This window comes from Streptococcus sp. HF-1907 (genome assembly GCF_015594605.1).
Lineage (GTDB): Bacteria > Bacillota > Bacilli > Lactobacillales > Streptococcaceae > Streptococcus.
On sequence record NZ_JADNQT010000021.1, the window covers coordinates 1 to 20738 of the forward strand.

Below are 20738 nucleotides of genomic sequence, written 5' to 3' on the forward strand. Positions count from 1 at the left end.
CACTCGAATTACCATCATGAAGAGCTTTGACAAGCATTCTCTCCCTTATCGAGCCATGAAGAATCACTGGAAAATCCTCCAGAAAGACAGTCGCAAACTCTCTGACAAACGCTTTTATTCACGAACCTTTAGGCAAACCTTGACTCCGAAAGAAATTGTTAAGAAAATTCTAGATTTATCGAACGAACTCCACTATTACTATGAGCTGTATCAACTCTTATTATTCCATTTTCAAGAGAAGAATACCGACCATTTTATGATGCTGATTAACGACAACCTTCCCTTTGTCAATCCTATATTTACCGCTGTCTTTAAGACCTTCAAGAAACACAAATCCTACATTGCAAACGCCCTGGAGCTCCCTTATTCTAACGCTAAGCTAGAAGCTACTAACAAACTCATCAAGGACATTAAGCGTCAAGCTTTCGGCTTTCGAAACTTCAAGAACTTTAAAACAAAAATTCTCATCGCTTTGAACATCAAAATAGAGAGAATCAATCTGATTCTCTCTAGATGGTAGTGATAAGTCACCCACTACAGTTGACAATGAGCCATTCTTTCGTGGCGATTTTTCTTTTTATAACGCTGAAATCGGTTGATATAACTAATCTGGTGGAGTTCGGAATTGATTCCAGAGAGTAGATCCATTATCATTCGAAAGTAATAATGCCCTGTGAGGCTGACTGTAAAATCACCTCATCCAAGCCCAGTCCTTATTTAATAACTTCTTGGGTTTGAGCGTATTTGGCTTCAACTGCTTCTTTTTCGGCTTTCCACCAGCCTTCATGGTCTGTGTACCACTTAATCGTGTCTTCCAAACCTTGTTCAAAGTTAGTAAATTGTGGTTCCCAACCAAGTTCTTCACGAAGTTTCGTTGAATCAATAGCGTAACGAAGGTCGTGACCTGCACGGTCTGTTACATGGTCATAAGCGTCTTTTGGTTGACCCATTTTTTCAAGAATGAGTTCAAGCACTTCTTTGTTGTTCTTCTCACCATCGGCACCGATAAGGTAAGTTTCCCCAATGCGACCTTTAGTCAAGATTGCCCAAACACCTGTTGAGTGGTCGTTGGTATGAATCCAGTCACGGACATTTTTACCTTCTCCATAAAGTTTTGGCTTAATGCCTGACAAGATATTAGTAATTTGACGCGGAATAAATTTCTCAATGTGTTGGTAAGGACCGTAGTTGTTTGAACAGTTTGAAATCGTTGCCTTAACACCAAATGAACGAACCCAAGCCTTGACAATCAAGTCTGAGGCAGCTTTTGTTGAAGAGTAAGGTGATGATGGATTGTATTTGGTTTCCGCAGTGAATTTTTCACCTGGTCCTTCACCATGTCCTGGCAAATCTTCGCGAAGTGGAAGGTCACCGTAAACTTCGTCAGTTGACACATGATGGAAACGAATGTCGTATTTACGAGCAGCTTCCAACAAAGTGTAAGTTCCGATAAAGTTTGTGTAGATGAATGGACTTGGGTCTTGCAATGAGTTATCATTATGGCTTTCAGCCGCATAGTGAACGATAGCATCAGCTTGAGCTGCCAACTTGTCTACCAACTCTGCATCAGCAATGTCACCAACAACCAACTCAACACGATCACCTAAAATTTCCTCAATATTAGCGCGGTTTCCAGCATAAGTCAACTTGTCCAAGACTGTCACGTGAACATCTGGAAAATTCTTGTAAACATAATGGACAAAGTTGGATCCGATAAAACCAGCTCCTCCTGTCACGATGATTTTTTTGTATTCAGTCATATTCTTTCCTTTTTACAAATCTTCTTTTTTCAAAGGTTTTACATCCTTAAGTAGTGGATGATTTTTATCTGCTTCTGAAACCTCTGCTTCTGCAAGATTTTCCCATTCGATGCCAAGACTTGGATCAGCGTAGTTCACAAATGCATACTTGGGTTTGAGTTCAAGAGCCCAGTAATCATTGACCAGATAACTATAAGAAACTGTATCTGATAGAACTTGAAAGCCATTGGCCACGCCTCGAGGAACAAAAATTCCCTTGCTAGCATCAATAACCGTCTGATAAGTATTCCCAAAGGTTTCGCCCTCGCGTAGATCAACCCAAGAGCCCAGAACTTTCCCACCATCTGCTACAGAGATGTACTTATCCCAAGGCTCTGCGTGGAGACCACGTAGGACATTTTTGCGTGAGAAAGATACATTGTTTTGCAATTTTCCTTCTGCAAAGAAAGACTCTGGAAATCCAAGTGGAAGCATTTTTTCCTTTTGGAAATTTTCTTTAAACCAGCCACGATTATCTCCATGAACGGGGATATCGAACTCCAACATACCTGGAATTGCATCAACCTTGCGTGCTGCAAGCGTCTTACCGAAAAAATTATCTGTCATCTATGCTTCTCCTATCAAACGGAGCAGATACTGTCCGTATTCATTTTTCTTAAGCGGTTGGGCTAAGGCCAATACATCTTCACGACTGATATAACCCATGCGATAGGCAATTTCTTCCAAGTTTGCAACTTGAACATTTTGCATCCGTTGCACTGTCTCGATGTACTGGGAAGCCTCAAGTAAACTTTCATGAGTTCCAGTATCCAACCAAGCAAAGCCGCGTCCCATAACCTCAACGGATAAATCTCCACGATCTAGATAAGCCTTGTTTACATCTGTAATTTCCAACTCACCACGAGGGCTTGGTTTGATGTTTTTAGCAATTTCCACTACATCATTATCGTAAAAATAGAGGCCTGTAACTGCATAGTTTGAACGAGGGTGTTCTGGCTTTTCTTCGATAGAAATGGCGTTCATATCCTTGTCAAACTCAACCACACCAAAGCGCTCTGGATCCTTCACATGGTAGCCAAACACAGTTGCACCCGACTCCTTACTAGCCGCCTTTTGTAACATCTTAGAAAGGCCAGGCCCGTGATAGATATTGTCGCCTAAGATTAGAGCAACGCTGTCATCGCCAATAAACTCTTCCCCAATGATAAAGGCTTGCGCCAAACCATCTGGACTCGGTTGCTCTGCGTAAGAAAGTTTAATCCCAAACTCAGACCCGTCTTGAAGAAGCTCTTTAAAACGAGGCAAATCTTGAGGAGTTGAAATAATCAAAATATCCCTAATCCCAGCCAACATCAATGTTGAAAGTGGGTAGTAAATCATCGGTTTATCATAAACCGGCATCAGCTGTTTTGATGCAGCTCGAGTCAAAGGATATAAACGTGTCCCCGAACCACCTGCGAGAATAATACCTTTCATAATAGGGTACCTTTCTATATACTCCTTATTATAATCTCACAAAAGATTATACTTTATTTCAAAAAATACTGAAAATTACAGTTAACCGAATTGCTATAGTGGAAATATTAAAAATTAATCAAATTTTTTAATGCCGTTTTTAAGTAATATCCTGCTCGAATATTTTTTCCTATTTCTTGAGAACAGCTCACTAATTTTTGATATTCTTCATTCGATAAAGATTTGATTTTTTCAGGCAGTTCAGATAAAGAGTCTACCTCAATTCCGCAATGATTGTCCAATACAAATGTGGACAAAGCAGACTCTTTCCATACAACTAGTGGAAAACCTGATGCCAGATAAAGTGAAGCTTTGTGAGAGTTGTTATAGCGGAGGTATTCGCCAAAAACACCACTACAGGTTTCAGAACTATCTCCATCCCAGACCAGACCAAAACCACCCTTTAAGGCTGCAGGAAGCTCATCAGGTAAGAAAGAACCAAAGTAGGTCTCATTTTCAAGTGCTCTACTCTCATCGAAGCCAACTCCATAAAGATTATAAGCAGGTTCTGCAGGAAGTGAGTATAGATAGCCAGCTTTTTCATGTGCCAAATTACCAGCCACAATAATTGGCTGATTTTTAGTAAGACCTGTCTTTTCTTGGAAATTTGGAATCAAATAGTCAAAAATACCAAGACTGACAATCTTATCTTCCGCAATTCCTTTATCCACTAAAACAGACTTCATAATAGGATTATGGGCAATAATGCCATCAGCTTCGGCAAGCAAACCCGATTCCTGGATCTTCATTCGAATTCTATGTTTTAATGGAACAACTTGACCATTCATGAAACGAAGCGCATCCAAATCATGGATGATGAACTGAATTTTCACACCTCTTTTTCTTGCTCTTTTAACAAGTAACGTAGTGAAAAAGCTATGATGAAGCATTGGAAATTGAATCAGAAGTTCATCCCCTTTATTCAAACGATTTAAAGACTTCCTAAATGATTTGGCCTTATGTATTTGAGCCTTTGTTATGCTCATATTGTACCAATTATCAACCGATAAGATAAGAGGGTCAAATCCTTGGCTTCTTACAATAGATTCAACATCATTACGTGCTTTATTACCTGCATTTTTAACATTGTTATCATGTAAAAATTCTTCTTTTAAATAGTATTTCATCTTTTACTTCTCATTTTTCAAAAGCTGATTTTTTAGGATAGTGGTCCTGTAAGATTTCTTTAAATCGAATGATATTCTCCTCTTTAAAGTTAACTTCATCATTCACACAAAGCAATTTTTTGTGTTTATCTTTAAAGATACTCTCTAACCTGTCTACTTGATGTAAATTTATCGTTTCACCAAAATTCTTTGATATAGGATAAAACTGATTACTTTCAATCTGCCAATACTGGCAGATATATTGATTAATGTCTACTTCGTAGTCTCTAATTTTATTTCGTGACCGTGACGTTCTATCTAAGGTTTCACCCTCAATTTCCCATAAATGTGCCAAGGTGCTCTTTTTCATAGGTGTAGCTAAATGGTTATTCACATAGCCTGTTGGCCCCCATGGCAAAAGTAGCAAGTTTTTCAAAACTAAATGACCATAGCGGTAGTTAAAGAATTTCCAAGGTGAGGACTTTAGGGCCTTCTTATTAGGAAAATGACGATAAATTAACTCAACATTTTTGTAATATGTATTTGTATAAACCGACCAAGGAACCAAAGCATCATATACAGCAAAAAGCTTAGGTTGACCATTTTTATAAAAATCTGAAGGGTGGCTATCCTTAATCAAGTACATATCATCATTAAAATACAAATAATTCTCCGATAATCCTTCAATGCGATGAAGATTAAGCTCAATAGCAGCAGAATTATAAGTAGGTAGATACTCTTTAGGGATAAATTCCTTATGAGTAATCCATCTGAGTTTTGGATGTTCCAAATTTAACCAATCAGGCCTTTGACCATTGGTGACTAAGTAAACATTATTCACCCAAGGGGCATGCTTTTCAATCATCCGAAACCAGTAATTAAAAATTCCAAAATCTCGATATCTTAAATCCCCATCAACCAACTCATTGGAGGCTGAGATTTTGCCTGTTACTGCTTGTTTCTCACGGATGAATTCTGGATCACTGCCATCTACCCAGAGAACAACGATATCAATTTTTTCTTCTGTCATTTACTAAATTCTTTCTCTACGACTTCCAAGGCACGCTCAATAACCACGTGCATGTCATAGTATTTATAGTCTGCTAGGCGCCCACAGAAGATGACCTTGTCATTTTTGGCTGCTTCTTCTTGGTACTTGGCAAATATAGCGTTGTTCTTTTCATCGTTGATTGGGTAGTATGGTTCATCTCCGCGTTTCCAGTCAGCTGGGTATTCACGTGTGATAACTGTCTTCGGTTGTGTACCATACTCGAAGTGCTTATGCTCAATGATACGAGTATAAGGAATCTCACGCTCTGTGTAGTTGACTACGGCGTTACCTTGATGATTTTCCTCATCCAAGACCTCGTGTTCAAAACGAAGGCTGCGATACTCCAACTCTCCGTGTTTATAGTCAAAGTACTGGTCAATCATTCCTGTAAAGACCACTTTTTTAGCTGAACTTTCCAGCTCTTCACGATTGGCAAAGAAATCGACACCAAGTTCTACTTCCACATCGCCCAGCATGTTTTCAATGATGACATTGTATCCACCAATTGGAATTCCTTGATAACGGTCATTAAAATAGTTGTTATCAAAGGTCAAACGAACTGGAAGGCGTTTGATGATAAAGGGTGGAAGGTCTGTCGCAGAACGGCCCCATTGTTTTTCAGTATATCCCTTAATCAACTTTTCGTAGATATCTGGGCCAATCAACTTGATAGCCTGTTCTTCCAAGTTCTTCGGTTCAACATCTTTCATATCAGCCGTTTGCTCCGCAATCTTGTCCTTGACTTCTTGAGGAGTCTTGGTTCTCCACATGGCATAGAAAGTATTCATGTTGAAGGGAAGATTGTAAAGACTGCCCTTATAGTTAGCTACTGGTGAGTTGATATAGTTGTTAAACTCCGCAAATTGGTTGACATAGTCCCAGACTTTTTTATTGGACGTATGGAAAATGTGGGCACCATACTTATGAACGTTGATACCTTCAACATTCTCACAGTAGATATTACCACCGATGTGATCACGCTTGTCAATTACTTTTACTTTTTTACCTCGTTTAGTAGCTTCGTGTGCGAAGATTGCTCCAGACAAACCTGCACCAACGATCAGATAATCGTACATTTTATTCTCCTTTTTATAATTTGACGATTCGATTGAAATAAGGAATTTTCATTAATATCATACTTATTAGAAAACTAATCATTAATGTGGAAACAGGGAAAAATAAGTATGCACCCACTATGTTAAACCCTATCAACTTTTGCCATATTTGCATAACATAGGTATGTATAATAAATACCCCCATCGTTTGGACTGATAACAAGTAGATCATTCTATGTTTAGAAGCATCAATGGTTAGCGTCAATAAGGTAAGAAATAGTCCTAAACTAATTACTTTTACCAAAAGATTGTCATAAAAATACTCAGCAAAAAGATTATGATAAATATTTTTTGCTATGAAAAATAATATTATCGGTGAAATCAATAACAAAAGTATGCTAACTATTTTCATCCATCCCTTAAAGATTGATTTTAAATTATCTATATTGAATTGTGCTACAAAACCACCTAAAATGTAGTAAAAGAACCAAGTCCATAATCTAAACGTCTGTATAACATAAATTTGCACTGGCATTTGAAGCGAAAAATTTATCAATTCAAAAATCAAACCAATAATTGTTAATACAGATAGAAAGAATAAATAACTTCTTTTTGAATGTAAATACTTCTTCAATATCGGTAAACATAAATAAATTAGTATTAATGAGCCGAAAAACCAAAACTGAAAAAAATAACCTTTTTGTAGCAAAGATCCTACAATTTTTTTAATTGGATTAGTTGTGAAATCTCGCTTAAAAAACCATACGATAAATGTCCATGATGACACTGTTATTAGAATCCATTTTACTTTCTGGAGTATGTAGGGGTAGGTTATTTCTCTCTTTCCTAACAATAAATAACCATTCACCATAAAAAACAAGGGAATTGAATAAGTACCTAGATAATATAAATAAGATGAATAATTCCATTGCCCTGTTTCCTTAAACCCTAGCATCGTAGTGTGAAGCAAAACAACTCCGATACAAGCAATTATTTTAATCAAGTCTAAGTTTATATTCCGTATTTTCTTCATTTCTAATTTTTCCCTATTATTTGTTTTAATTCTTTCACATCTACCACTTTCAGAACTAGAATAGCAAGCAGGTAAATGAGACCACCAAGTACTGCATACACAAGAACATTTAAAGTAGGTGAAAAATGCAAGAATGGTTTTGTACTTAGCAACAAGCCGTACATCAAAGCAGATGCGCATACAATTTTTGCCATAGATCCAAGAATCGGTACTTCTTTGAGGTAAGGAAGGGTATAGTATAGTTGAATGAACCATACCAGTGACTCTGTCAGAACTGATACAATAGCCGCACCGATAAAACCAAAATGAGGCAAGAAAAGCAAATTCAACCCGACACTAACAATAGCAGGAATGGTGGTGGATAGCATAAATTCTTTGTTCTTATCGTGCGGGATGAGAATTTGAATCCCCATAATATTAGTCCATCCGATAAAGAACATTCTAAAAATCATGATGGCAATGGCATAACGTGCGTCCTGAAAATCCTTCCCTAGGAAGAATTGAACAAAGTCATCATTGACAATTAGCATGCCTGCAATGATTGGAAAAATGAACAAATTGTAAATCAAAAAAGACGTTTCGTGCATCTTGTTGACAGCCTTGTGGTCTCCTGACGACAAGAGGCTCGATACCCGAGGCAACATGACACTCCCCAGTGAGGTCACCAATGTCAACAAAATATTGACTAGTTTTAAGGCCTGGTCATAAATCCCCACATCTTTTGTAGAGGCGAGAGCTCCCAACATGGTCCGGTCCAAGGTGACATAGAGGGAAATGGCAATCTGCGGTAGAAAGAGTAGAATGATCGGTTTTAAATGCACCCGTGCATAGACCATATCAAAATGAACTTTCCCAATAAATTCACGGGCTGGTAGCCACATGCTGAGCTGACCTAACAACTCAAAAATAGTTAGTAAGAATACATAGAGATAAAGATCATTGGCAGACTTGACAAACAAGAAGATGGAGATGACCCCAACGAGTTTAACCGTGATGTTTCGGACAGTAATCTTTCGAAAATCCTCCAGCCCTTGAAAAAGCCAGGATATGTCTAAGCCTTTAGAAATCAAACTTAAACCTAGAATATAGGCCACTGGATTTTGCATAAAGTTAAGAGTTAGACAAAGAACACTATACAAGGATAGAGAAAGAACTGTTGCCCATAGTTGCAGGGAATAGATACCCCAAAAGTTTTTTTCAATTTCCTTGCGATGACCTGAAATGACCTTAGTCCCATAGTTAGCAACTCCAAGAGTAGCCAGTAAGACAAAGTAAGTAACTATCGAACTAAAGTATCCATATATCCCTAAATCATTAGAACTAAAAACCCGCGTTACATAAGGTGTTGTAATAATAGGGAGTATAATTACCAACAATTGATAAGAAAGATTATAGGCGTAGTTTTTAAGAACCTTCATAAATATAGAAAATTTTGCCTTCCTGTTAAATTATCGTTTTATCGTCTTTATTCAATTTCATTATCTGAATTCATAATAAATAAACGACTAATAAATAAGATCAATGGAGAATATCGAAGAACTAACATTTGAGGATCAAACATGCCGTGGATAATCATAATTCCTAAACATGCAAGCACAATATCCTTCCGAATTGACACAAAATATCGCATAACATTAGTAAGCGCAAATAACATAAAGCCGCTTACAACTAGACCATCAATTACAAGCAATTGAACAAACGAGCTATCAATGAAATTATAATTACTAGTAAAGTTCCCAAATATATCTAACGTAGAAAAAGAAATTCGTTGCCCAAACAAAAGGACTCCAAAATTTTGAAAACCTTCAACACTTAATCTCAATCGATTATGGGTAAATTGATCTACTAAACGGAATACATCCCCAGATGAATAGAAACAGAAATACAATGTAAGCATTAAAGCTATAATAAAAGCATAAGTTGCTATTTTTGATAACCAAAAATTTTCAATAATAAACTCTTTTTTAAAGATTTTAATACTAAATAAAGCATAGGTTAGTATCAAAATACTTAAGTAAAATGGACTGGTTGTCGAAGTTTGTCGGTACATATAAATCGTAGCCAAGAGTAAGGCCGACAATTCAAGGTAAGAAACTCTTTTCCCCCGAAACATCAGATAAGTACATAAGGCAAAGAAGAGTCTCTGTGACGCAAATGATACATAGTTAAATCCTAGACTAAAACGGTAGCCACTATCTGCATTCATAAACATATTTGCAATAATACCTTGTTGACTGGCATAAATTGTCAAACAAAGCACCAGGAATGTCGCTGCAGAAAAAGTTCCTAATAATTTCCTAAAATCAATATCTCTAGCAGAAAAAACAAGAAGCAATACATTTGTATCTAACAATCCATCGCGATTTTTTGCAACAATAAACATTGCAATAAAAAGTCCCATTACTATTAATAATTGTTTCCAATGAAATATAAAGTAATATAGCGTTTTCGGAAGGTTCATCAACTCTTTTATCAAAATCATAGCAATTGTGAAATAGAGGAGGATTCTATACAATGATAAAAAGCCCTCTAATCTAATAAAATAAGTAGTTGTGACTAATGACGCGACAACAACCCATATAAATAAGGTGATTAAGTAAATTTTTTCTGAGATAATACGATTGCTCATCACAATAGTCATCCAACCCTTTCAATCATTTAATTAAACGTATTTAAAACTTTACGACTCTCTATTATCAAATATCAAAGAATTGAACAAACTCATTTGATTAAAATCTGTATTTTTTTAAGAAAAATCACTGTACGATACATTCTATAATTAAGTAAGAATCTAACGATAAGATTGATAAAAGGAGTATTTTTTTTTGTCAAAATAACCATCTCTTTGTTTTCACACAATTCTTCAACATAGTGTCGTTTTTTAGAAAGAGACATCTTTTGCTTTGATATGTTCTGAATATTACTCATCAGGATGCGCGCCTTTATTTGATCAACAAATTGTTCATCATGAATGCCCCATCTTGACATCAGCTGGTCAACTTTCTCTAATTCTTCCAGTTGATATTTCATTCGATTGGAATTATACTGTCCCATAGCAGAAGATGCCCTGCCCGAAATATAGACATAATAACAAGTTTGTGAGAAGGCGATTTCATTGACACATTCGTATACAGTTCGATTGAAACGAACGTCTTCTCCCAATTCATAGTTTTCAAAAACAATTTGGTGTTTTTCCAGGAATTCTCTACGGTAAATTTTGTTCCAGACAGTATACATCATGTCCGTTAGAAACAACTCTTGAAAAAGCGCAATAAATTCACTTTTGTCTTTCTTCCCCTTAATGGGAAGAATTTTTGCTGACCGAGCTATTTCCGATAAGTTTTTTTCAATCGAATTATAGTAACTAAATACTAATAAGTCCAATTCTGAATCTAATTGATTTTCCACATCTGAAAATAAATTTTCCACAAGATAGTCATCCGCATCCACAAAACATATAAATTCGCCTTTTGCTTTGGCTAAACCAAAATTACGGGCTGAACTGACACCCTTATTTGGAATGTGATAGGCTGTAATATTTGAAAACTGAGCCGCATAATTCTCACAGATTTGACCACTCTGATCTTTGGAGCCATTATCAATCAACAAAATTTCCAAATCCGAATAATTTTGAGTTAGTAGACTATCGATACAACGAGGAAGATAATTCTCTACATTGTATACCGGTATAATGACTGAATACTTCAACATAATCCCCTAAATTTCTCTCACTTCATTCCTTGTATAGCGAAAGCCAACTTCAATAAATGCAAACGGTACAACAAATATTTGATTCTGTTTGGAATAGATTTCACTTCACTATACGTTATTTTATTTTTTTCTAATTCCTGTTTCACTTCACTTGTAATCTCACCATAATGTTTATGCAATTTAGCTTTATATAAGCTGGCCAGGATATGCGTCAAACCATTTACATAATAAAGTTGTGAGATGTGAAGCTCCTCTTGGTTCAATTGAGAACGAACAAAATCAGAATAAAAAACTTCTTTGTAGAACTCAAACATATCTCTAAACTTCTTCTCATTCCAAGACTGCGTAATGGAATCCGGGTTATCGATTAAGTAGTGATAGTACTTCTGATTTGTCGCATAAACCTTCTTTGCTGAAAGAAAAAGTTTGTAATTAGTTCCCAAATCTTCATAATATTTCCCTTTTGGAAATAGGATATCATGATCCACAAATAGAGACTTTCTATAGATTTTGTCGTTAGCAAAACCAGTAATATAACTATGCTTCAGCATGTGCACAAAAGCATCTTTCCCGTTAAATACTTGAGTCTCTACTGGATCTGAAATGATCACATCTTCTTCACCCTTGACAAACTCACGATTAAAAGAAATAATATCAAATTTTTGAGATTCTAGCGCTTCTGCTAAGGCTATAAAAGTATCTGGCTCAAGCCAATCATCTGAATCTGGAAAATAAATATATTCTCCTTTAGCCTGAGAAAGACCCGTATTCCGAGCTTCAGAAAGTCCGCCATTTTCCTTATGAATGACTGAAATAAAGTCATACGCTTTAACATAATCATCACAAATTTGAGGAGAACGATCCGTACTTCCATCATCAACCAGTATGATGTCATAGTTTTTCCACTCTTGAATCAGGATACTCTTAAGACAACGGTCTAAATACTTTTCGACATTATAAACTGGAATAACGACAGTTAAAAGTGGTTTCATAATTATATTTCCTAATGTATTGTCTATGTTAAATCCTCTCCACCCTTATTCAACCAAGTTACAACATTAAAATAGCGATGATACGTTTTCAAGTCGATGCTAACGTGTCCTTGCTTTTCAGCTGATTTGAAATGAACTAAGGAAGATAAATCACTATAATTCTTCGAAGAGAAGATAACCTTACTCTTGTATGGAAGCTCTTCGAACTCTTTCATCAATTCATAAGTACAAGCATCATTATCATTGAACTTGAAATACAAATTATCCCAATGAATTCTTTCCAAACTACGATCCCACTTTTGAGTTGCTTCTTCCTCATCTGCATAATGTAGGAAATGAAGTTCAATATCATCAAGAAGTGCCAGAGGATAGGCATTGTCAAAGTTTTTGATATATTTTGATTCCTTTACAAATTTCAAGGGAATGTTTCCGCTCAAATAATATTTTAAATTCTTGAGCATCTTGATGTAATCAGGAGAGAAGACAAACATCCCTACAAATGGTGTTTGATAAGGCAAGCCCAATTCTTGATAAACTTTTCCAGCCCAACAATTATCACAAATAATCGTAAAATTTTTATTCTTGAGTCTTCGTCTAGGAATAAAATTAATAATTGGATAAACGATTGGTTTTAATTTATTCTTAATTTTTTCAGTATTCATCTTAATATTTCTTATATAGCTCTGAGAAATTCCGAATATAACTTTGTAATGAGAAAAGTTCTTTTTGGCGTTTGACAGATGCCTCACCAAATTGTTTTCTCTTCTCAGTATTGTCAACTAATTCTTGAATAGCCTTAGACAATTCTGCAGGCTGATTCGGTGTAGCAAGAAGACCGTTTTCGCCTTCCTTGACCATCTCACAGACACCGCCATGACGGTAACCCACTACAGGTTTACCACAAGCCATAGCTTCAAGGACCACTGTTGGTAGTGGATCTGGATTGGTACTAGGCAAGACAAAGATATCAAACATATTATAGAGTTCTGTCGTCTTGCTATGATAGTCAATTCGCTTGATTTGGCTAGCTACCGGTGAGTCTGAAATAGCTTTTTCCAACTCATCCACGCGCCACTCTTCCCCCTCAAAAGCACTACCTGCTAAAAAGGCTACTGCTTTGGGATTGACCTGTAAGATTGGCGTCACAGCTTCTAGGAAGTCCCCTTGCCCTTTCCAGGCATTCACTCGACCAACCATACCAATAACAAGCGCATCTTGTGCGATCCCAAATTGGTCACGGACAGAGCTAGCATCGATTTCATGATAGACGGCATTGTCGACCCCATTATAGATCACTTGAACCTGATCGTCTTTCACATAACGAGACTGCTTCACGTGGTTGGCTACAGCATTTGAAACTGTCACAATCTTATCAGCATATCTTCCCATCAGAAAATTGATGAAATCCGAGATTGCTTTTGGTTTGACGATAATCTCATGAACATGCCAAACCAAAGGAAGTTTCAACTTACTTTTGAGATAAATCCCCTCAAGTACTGCAGTCGTATTGTTGTGAATAAGAGTAATTCCATTTTCCTTAGCATATTCAGTAATTTGCTTTGAATAACGGTTATATGAACCAAAATACTCGAGGATTCCCTTAGGATTAAAAAACTTACGACGCAATATTGGATAATCGATAACTTTTACCTTGGCACCAACACTCTCAAGAGCACCCACTAAAACACCGTTATTGGGTAAAATAACGTGTGCTTCAAATTCGTCTTTTTTCAAACCTTTAATAAGCTCCAACAAAACCTTGTCAGCGCCATACATTTCGGCACCAGCGTGGAGATATAAAATTTTCTGCATTTCTAACCTTTAAATAATTTCTCGTAGTCTGTGACAATCTTTTCCCAAGTGAAAGCATCCGCAATTCTCTGATTTGATTGTCTATCTAACTCATCAATCATTTTTTCATCAAATTGTTCAACTTCCTCAATCACTTGTGATAGTTCGTCTTTTTTCCAATAGATCGCACTTTGCTCCCCAACTTCGCGGTTAAAACCAACATCGAGTAGTAGGTTCAACTTTGTTGACTCCAAAGCTTCAAGTAGCGAAGGATTGGTTCCTCCAACTTCATGGCCATGGAAGTAAGCATAGGCGTTTTCTCGAATATACTTCAGAAGTTCTTGGTCGTAGACTGTTCCAACAAATTTCACTCGTGGATCTTTATCAAATCCAGTACTTGCTAATAGCCGATTATAAAATTTATTCTGTTCTACATTTGTAATTAAGACAAAGTCCTTCTTAGAGTTAGACGCCAAAAAGCCACGAATCATAGATTCATAGTTATTTTCTGGTACAAAACGTCCGACAACCAGATAATACTCATTTTCAGAGACATTTTTATCCTTGAACCAAGAACGTACTTTTTCGTCACTACTCTTTAATGTAGAACGTGTTGTATCTGTCCCATAAGCGATGTAGGTTGTTTTAGGAGAATATTTTGCATAGTCATCTTGAATATACTTTTCAATATTTTTACTATCACAAACTAACAGATCGGCATTTTTCACCATTAGTGATTCTGAAACTTTCCAATAACGACGAACGGGTTTAGACCACTTTTCTCTTAACCACTCGTGTCCATCTGGATTTACTAAGAGTGTTCCGCCCATTTTGTGAATTTTCTTTCGGTATTTCCCAACAAATGGTCCGATGCGGCAAGCCAAAATATAAAAGATAGGATTTTTATCTCTATTTTCTTCAGATAAGTTTATTGCTTTTTCTAAAGCCATAATATCGTATGCGATAGCTTTGGCGGGTCCGATATTAGGAACATCAACATTGAAACAAGTTGCTCCATTATATTCAAAAATATCTTTTGAAATACCCGATTTAGCAGAATTTTCACGAGTACAAGCTACATAATACTTTAGATTTTCATCTTTTTGATAAGCAGTCAGTTTTTCTACAAAGGTTTCAAACCCACCATACTTAGCTGGGATTCCTTTGGAACCGATAATATAAATACTTCTCAATCTTCCCTCCTATTTTAGTAAATCGGATTATCTATCCACTTTATAATCTTACTTACTTCCCTCTCTAAAAAGCACAACCTTAAACGTCTTAAGAATAATTTTAACATCAAGCCAAATGGACCAATTTTTGATGTATTCTAAGTCCAAAGCAACAACTTGCTCAAAATCTGTAATATTACTTCTACCACTGACTTGCCACATGCCTGTTATACCCGGTTTCATGGCCAAACGTTTAAAGTGATGTAATTCATATTTGTGATATTCATCAAGAGTTGGTGGTCGTGTTCCAACTAATGACATATCTCCTTTAAGGACGTTGATGAACTGTGGTAACTCATCAATTGACCAGTCCCTAATCTTTTGTCCAAATGGAAAAATTCGTGGATCATGTTCCATTTTAAACATATGATCAGAAGTCAATTCATTTTGTGCCATCAGCTCTTTTTTGCGTTCCTCAGCATCTAAGTACATGCTTCTGAACTTATAAATTTCAAAGACTTTACCATTTTTCCCAACACGCTTTTGTTTGAAAATCATCGGTCCTTTTGACTGCTTCTGTACAATCGGATATATGATTACCCAAACAATTCCCGTAATCACAAGACCAACTAGGGAAGCTATAATGTCAACAATTCTCTTCAACATTAAACTTCTGTAATTCGTTGTGTTTATCGAAGTTGTTACAGCTTTTATTGGTCCAATATTTTGAACTGTCAGACTTCCAAAACCATCTTCTGAAACACTATTCATGCAAATCGTAACAGGAATTCCCATCGCTACAAAATAATCTTGAACTTCTACAAAATCGTGAACAGCATCATAGGCGACAACAACTTCTTGAATTTCATTGTGTGAGAGTAGATAGCATACCTCTTCAAAATCATGTAAGACTGGTGCAGAAGAAACAGGCGAAATAACGTCTAATTGGCTAAGAAAAGCGACTACCTTATAATTGTTTTTACTCAGCTCATATTGTAATTCCGAACTTTTTGAAAAGTTGGTCATGACAATCGTTTTGATTGACTCAGACTCAAAATTCAACGTCATCTGCTTGATAATAGAACGCCCTAAAAAAACTAATATACTTTGAATAAGAAACTGAGCCAATAAATATGACCTTCCCAACGTCTCTATTTCAAAATTACCACGAAACTTTCCGAGATAGACTACCAAGATAGTTGCAATAATAAATTCTAAAGCAAAAATAACGCTATACTTAAGCTCTTTTTTCATATTACGCTCAGTAATAGAGCTATAATTATCTGACCAGATATTTAGGATAATACCTATCAGAAGCGAACTTCCAACAAAGAAAATATCTAATAAAAAGCGATAGCTATAAAATTGAGATAATATGACGTACGAAATAACAAGTGCAATACAATCTGTACATAAATATAGCAACTTTTTCACCGATGAATTACTGTACATAAAATCCCCTTATCCCCAAATATTATCTACTTACGTTTATTTCGTTTTCGATGATTAGTTTTTTCTAGTTTCTCCCCATACTGCCCATAGGAACCGTAAGAACCATACGATCCATAAGAATCAATCTTCGTATCAACTTTATTTAAAATAATTCCTAAAAATTGGCTACCACTTTGTTCCATCTGTTCTTTAGCCTTTTTAACAAAGCGACGCTTAATTGCCCCTGCCTGTGTGACAATGACAACCCCATCACATTTTTGCGCCATAATAGCGGCATCTACTACCAAACCAATTGGAGGTGTATCAACAATAACATAGTCAAAAATATTGCGGACAGTTTCCATCATATGTGTGAAGTTAGCATTTTGAACTAAACTGGTGGGATTAGGTGGCACCTGTCCCGAAGGAATTACCATCAAACCTGGAATGTTCGTTTCACAAATTACTTCAGCTAGTTCAGAGTTCCCAGACAAATAACTTGTAAGTCCCTCTACACGTTCCGTAGCCTTAAAAGTCCCCGTCATTACTGAATTTCGTGTATCTGCATCTATCAATAAGGTTTTAAAGCCTGCATTAGCCATAGATACAGCTAAACTAACAGCGGTTGTTGATTTCCCCTCACCTGGCTGTACAGATGTCAATAGAATAGTTTTAATATCCGCACCACTAAATTGAATGTTTGTACGAATAGCATTATAATACTCGCTGGCTTTATTCACTGCCTGTAATTTTGAATTAACAAGTTCTAAAACTGGCATACATCTCTCCTATAGTTTATCTGTATTTGGTACAACACCTAGTAGTGTCATACCAAGAACTTCTTCCACATCTTCTGCACGTTTAACGCTGTCATCTAAAACTTCTGTAAGTAGTACTGCAATAATAGCAATTCCAGCACCAAGAACAAATCCTAGCAAGATATTACGTTGCTTATTTGGTGATGATGGTGTGGTTGGTGCTTTAGCGACTTCTAGAGTTGTCACATCCTGAACCTTTGTAGTGGCTTTAATTTTTTCTGATGCCACTTCACGGATTGCATTTGCCAAACTCGCCGCATTTTTCGGATCAGAATCTTTTACTGAAATCGAAATAATACGAGTATCTTGCGGAATTGTTACTGCTAATTTCTTGGAGAGCTCCTTTTCAGTTTCTGACAATTTCTTATTTTCAATAACTTGATTGAGAACATCCGTCGATGATACAATTTCCTTATAGTCATTTACAAGATAGCTACCTGCTTGAAGATCTTGAGCTGTTATATTATTAGATGCATTATCTTGATTAACAACATAAATCCGTGTCGTTGATGTGTATTGCGGTGTTATCAAAAAGATTGTTCCCAGTAAAGAGACTGTAGCAACCAAAAGACCTGCAAATAAAATCAAGAATTTTTTGCTCCAAAGTTTCCTCAATAGATACAAAATATCAATTTCAACAGTTTCATTGGTATTAGTGTTCATGGTTTCTCCTAAATATATTGATTTTCTAAAAGTTTTTTTGGATTTTCTACAAACAATCTGTGTGCTCGCTCCCGACCATATTCTTTATAAATAAGCTCATAGGCTTCTTTCATAAATGGTGGTCGCTTTGTAAGATTGTGCATATCGCTAGCAACGCAATGAACAAGATTGCGTTCCAAAAAGTAACGTCCACGTTTTTTAAAACGTTTTTCCTTGTCACCAATTAATTTTGGTTTCAAAACATGGTTACTATTAATCTGCGTGTAACAACCCATATTAATGATTTCTCTGACACGTTCTTCGTGTTCTTCCAAATCATTGTAGCGCTCGATATGGGCAACAACAGGAGTAATCCCCAACATCAACACATTGCTAAGTGCTTGATGAATTTCCTTCCAAGGCGTTAGCATGGAGAATTCAATTAAGGCAAACTTCGTGCCATTCAATGTTGGAATTTCCTTGTCCCCTAACTTTTCTAAAATATCACTTGTATAGAAAAGTTCGCCACCGTAAACGATTGTTAAATCGTCAAATCTTTTTTTTGCTTCCTCTCTCACAACTAAGAAGTTAGCAAGGATTTTTTCCTCAGGTGTTTCAAACATTCCTTTGCGACGGTGTGAAGTTGAAACAATCACTCGAACACCTTGACGATAACTTTCTTCTATAAGAGATAGACTTTCCTCAAGAGTCTTAGGACCGTCATCAACATCAAAGATGATATGTGAATGGATGTCAATCATTTAGTTTCCCTCCAAAGTTTTTTCAATGGCTGATTTAGCAGAATCAACACTTGATTGATCAAGGCTCATCATATATAAACTTGCATTCGGCATTGCATATGAGGTCAATTCACCAGTTGAACCTGTACCTGTCACGGATTGTGACGTTACTGTAAAGCGATCGCCACTTGCTAACTGTGCATTTGCGATATTCATAATTGAATCTAAAGACATATTGGTTTGAACAGAACTTTGCAAGTTTGTTACAATATTGGAGAACTTAGCAATAGAATTCATTGAACCTAGTTTATTAATAATCGCTGAAATGACTTTTTCTTGGTTTTTACCACGGTCGTTATCTCCCCCTTCGAGCGAATAACGTTCACGAACGAAGCCAAGCGCTTTTTCTGAGTCAAGGTTAACCTTCCCCACAGGGAATTTATAATTTCCGTGAAGACTCGTAAATTCTTGATCATTATAAACTTCAACGCCACCCAATAAGTCAATCAATTTTATGAATGAAGTGAAGTTGATACGTGCATAGTAATCAATATCAATACCATAGAGATTTTCAAGTGTCTTCATAGACGTCTCAACTCCGTAAATACCAGCGTGAGTCAATTTATCTTTTTGATTGTTTCCGCCGTCTGGAATAGTTACATAGGCATCACGAGGGGTCGTTGTCAACAAAATCTTGTGCGTCTTCATATTAACAGTCATAATGATGTTAACGTCTGAACGAGAGACTGTTGAAATAGAACCGTAAGTATCGATACCACTGATGAAAATGTTAAAGCTATCTGAAGATGTTTTCTTATCTGTTTTTGATGAAACTTGCTTGCTTACTGTGTAAGAATAAATAGTTTTAAGATTCGAAGCGTAATTGCTATCATTTAACTCAAGCAAGCTTGAATAAACACCACTTAAGACCATAGCTTTACTTGTACCATCCATCAAATTCTTGTAGGCCGTTTGATAGGAATCTACTTTTTCAGTGGAAAGATCAACATTTTTATCTGATTTAATTTGCTCCAACAAAGCATTAATATTGGTTTTATCACTATCCAACGGCGCTTGAACGCTTGTCAAATCTGAGACTGAATTCACATCACTATCTTTTGGCACCACAATACTCATTTTTACTTCTGAGTAGGTCGTCGTTTTATTTAGGTTAGCTGTCAAATCCACCGCAGACTTAAAGCCGTAAGCTGTCGCTCCTGTGATAATTGAGAAAATAACCAACAGAATCGTCGTTAAAACTTTAGCTTTTTGGGAAATAATCAGCACTAGCGATAGTAAAAAAATAACAGCGATTATAGCTGTATAGAAAATATTAATATTTCTAAAAGCTAAAAAGTGATACTTAAACATTAGATACACAGTCAAAATTGACAATAGCGTAAATAATACTAAAAGTGCACAATTGATAGTCGTCCATGTTTTGCCTTGACCTGAACGACGTCTTCTAGAATTTTTCAAAATCATTCTCCTAATTACTTTTAATCTACTTTATTTTACTATAATTTTAGAATTTTTTCAAATCATTATTGATTTCAAACTTTTTGAAACGAACGGACATAAGTCTGTAGCAAATTTCATACTGCACTAACAAAATATACCTTCATCTAGCTCTCAAATTCGAATCAATTCCGAACTCCACCAGATTAGTTATATCAACCGATTTCAGCGTTATAAAAGAATTGTAAAAAAACAGCGAGGTCTTACAATGAAAAGTGTAACACAACTCAACCTCTTTGAGGAGACAGAACTAGGTGATTTAGAAAAAATTTTAGCTGTAGTTGATACCCTTCCTGAGACAGGTCTACTTGAACAGATAGAATCCAAACATAAAGGAGAGCCGACAATTGCCAAAAGGATAATCAAAAACATGAGTCAGACCATTCTTGACAGAGCCGAGTGT

The 20738-nt window shown here is 36.2% G+C and carries 20 protein-coding genes and 1 pseudogene; 2 read left to right on the top strand and 19 right to left on the bottom strand.

What is annotated here, in order from left to right:
- Positions 1 to 520: transposase (locus IYQ92_RS09255; RefSeq protein WP_195676383.1), on the top strand; the 520-nt coding region annotated here is incomplete at its 5' end.
- Between the two features lie 193 nt (positions 521 to 713).
- Here the strand turns inward: IYQ92_RS09255 and rfbB are convergent.
- From rfbB to IYQ92_RS09350, 19 genes are all read right to left on the bottom strand, one after another.
- Positions 714 to 1760 carry a dTDP-glucose 4,6-dehydratase gene (gene rfbB, locus IYQ92_RS09260; protein WP_195676384.1) on the bottom strand — a complete coding sequence of 349 codons (1047 nt, stop codon included), beginning with the start codon at positions 1758 to 1760 and terminating at the stop codon, positions 714 to 716.
- A gap of 12 nt (positions 1761 to 1772) precedes the next feature.
- Positions 1773 to 2366, bottom strand: coding sequence for a dTDP-4-dehydrorhamnose 3,5-epimerase family protein (locus IYQ92_RS09265; RefSeq protein ID WP_075227276.1), 594 nt, complete (start codon positions 2364 to 2366; stop codon positions 1773 to 1775).
- Positions 2367 to 3236, bottom strand: coding sequence for a glucose-1-phosphate thymidylyltransferase RfbA (gene rfbA / locus IYQ92_RS09270; protein ID WP_075231290.1), 870 nt, complete (start codon positions 3234 to 3236; stop codon positions 2367 to 2369).
- A gap of 107 nt (positions 3237 to 3343) precedes the next feature.
- Positions 3344 to 4402, bottom strand: coding sequence for a sugar transferase (locus IYQ92_RS09275; RefSeq protein WP_195676385.1), 1059 nt, complete (start codon positions 4400 to 4402; stop codon positions 3344 to 3346).
- Between the two features lie 10 nt (positions 4403 to 4412).
- A complete protein-coding gene (locus tag IYQ92_RS09280; RefSeq protein WP_195676386.1) occupies positions 4413 to 5411 on the bottom strand; it encodes a stealth family protein in 999 nt (332 codons plus the stop codon).
- Positions 5408 to 6508, bottom strand: coding sequence for a UDP-galactopyranose mutase (gene glf, locus IYQ92_RS09285; RefSeq protein ID WP_195676387.1), 1101 nt, complete (start codon positions 6506 to 6508; stop codon positions 5408 to 5410). Before glf ends, IYQ92_RS09280 begins: the two co-directional genes overlap by 4 nt.
- 13 nt (positions 6509 to 6521) lie before the next feature.
- A complete protein-coding gene (locus IYQ92_RS09290; RefSeq protein WP_195676388.1) occupies positions 6522 to 7520 on the bottom strand; it encodes an acyltransferase in 999 nt (332 codons plus the stop codon).
- Positions 7521 to 7522: 2 nt separating this feature from the next.
- Positions 7523 to 8938: a flippase gene (locus tag IYQ92_RS09295; RefSeq protein ID WP_195676389.1), complete on the bottom strand. Its 1416-nt coding sequence runs from the start codon at positions 8936 to 8938 to the stop codon at positions 7523 to 7525.
- A 47-nt stretch (positions 8939 to 8985) separates the two neighbouring features.
- Positions 8986 to 10161, bottom strand: a complete 1176-nt coding sequence (locus tag IYQ92_RS09300; protein WP_229311373.1) for a polymerase — start codon at positions 10159 to 10161, stop codon at positions 8986 to 8988.
- Between the two features lie 80 nt (positions 10162 to 10241).
- Positions 10242 to 11231 carry a glycosyltransferase family 2 protein gene (locus IYQ92_RS09305; protein WP_229311374.1) on the bottom strand — a complete coding sequence of 330 codons (990 nt, stop codon included), beginning with the start codon at positions 11229 to 11231 and terminating at the stop codon, positions 10242 to 10244.
- 17 nt (positions 11232 to 11248) lie between these two features.
- On the bottom strand, positions 11249 to 12223 hold the full coding sequence (locus tag IYQ92_RS09310; protein WP_195676390.1) for a glycosyltransferase family 2 protein: 975 nt from the start codon (positions 12221 to 12223) through the stop codon (positions 11249 to 11251).
- Between the two features lie 23 nt (positions 12224 to 12246).
- Complete coding sequence (locus IYQ92_RS09315; RefSeq protein ID WP_195676391.1) at positions 12247 to 12885, bottom strand: DUF1919 domain-containing protein; 639 nt, start codon at positions 12883 to 12885, stop codon at positions 12247 to 12249.
- A gap of 1 nt (position 12886) precedes the next feature.
- Complete coding sequence (locus tag IYQ92_RS09320; RefSeq protein ID WP_195676392.1) at positions 12887 to 14035, bottom strand: glycosyltransferase family 4 protein; 1149 nt, start codon at positions 14033 to 14035, stop codon at positions 12887 to 12889.
- Between the two features lie 2 nt (positions 14036 to 14037).
- Entirely contained in the window at positions 14038 to 15207 is a 1170-nt protein-coding gene (gene cps2T / locus IYQ92_RS09325; protein WP_195676393.1) for a beta 1-4 rhamnosyltransferase Cps2T, read from the bottom strand.
- A 48-nt stretch (positions 15208 to 15255) separates the two neighbouring features.
- A complete protein-coding gene (locus tag IYQ92_RS09330; RefSeq protein ID WP_195676394.1) occupies positions 15256 to 16638 on the bottom strand; it encodes a sugar transferase in 1383 nt (460 codons plus the stop codon).
- A 26-nt stretch (positions 16639 to 16664) separates the two neighbouring features.
- Positions 16665 to 17396 carry a tyrosine-protein kinase gene (locus IYQ92_RS09335; RefSeq protein ID WP_195676395.1) on the bottom strand — a complete coding sequence of 244 codons (732 nt, stop codon included), beginning with the start codon at positions 17394 to 17396 and terminating at the stop codon, positions 16665 to 16667.
- A 9-nt stretch (positions 17397 to 17405) separates the two neighbouring features.
- On the bottom strand, positions 17406 to 18098 hold the full coding sequence (locus tag IYQ92_RS09340; protein ID WP_195676396.1) for a Wzz/FepE/Etk N-terminal domain-containing protein: 693 nt from the start codon (positions 18096 to 18098) through the stop codon (positions 17406 to 17408).
- 8 nt (positions 18099 to 18106) lie between these two features.
- Positions 18107 to 18838 (bottom strand): capsular polysaccharide biosynthesis protein Cps4B, encoded by a 732-nt coding sequence (gene cps4B, locus IYQ92_RS09345; protein ID WP_195676397.1) that lies wholly within the window; start codon positions 18836 to 18838, stop codon positions 18107 to 18109.
- Positions 18839 to 20302: an LCP family protein gene (locus tag IYQ92_RS09350; RefSeq protein WP_195676398.1), complete on the bottom strand. Its 1464-nt coding sequence runs from the start codon at positions 20300 to 20302 to the stop codon at positions 18839 to 18841.
- A gap of 241 nt (positions 20303 to 20543) precedes the next feature.
- On the opposite strand from IYQ92_RS09350, the pseudogene IYQ92_RS09355 reads away from it, so the two are divergent.
- Positions 20544 to 20738 (top strand): annotated as a pseudogene (locus IYQ92_RS09355) (hypothetical protein); the annotation flags it as partial.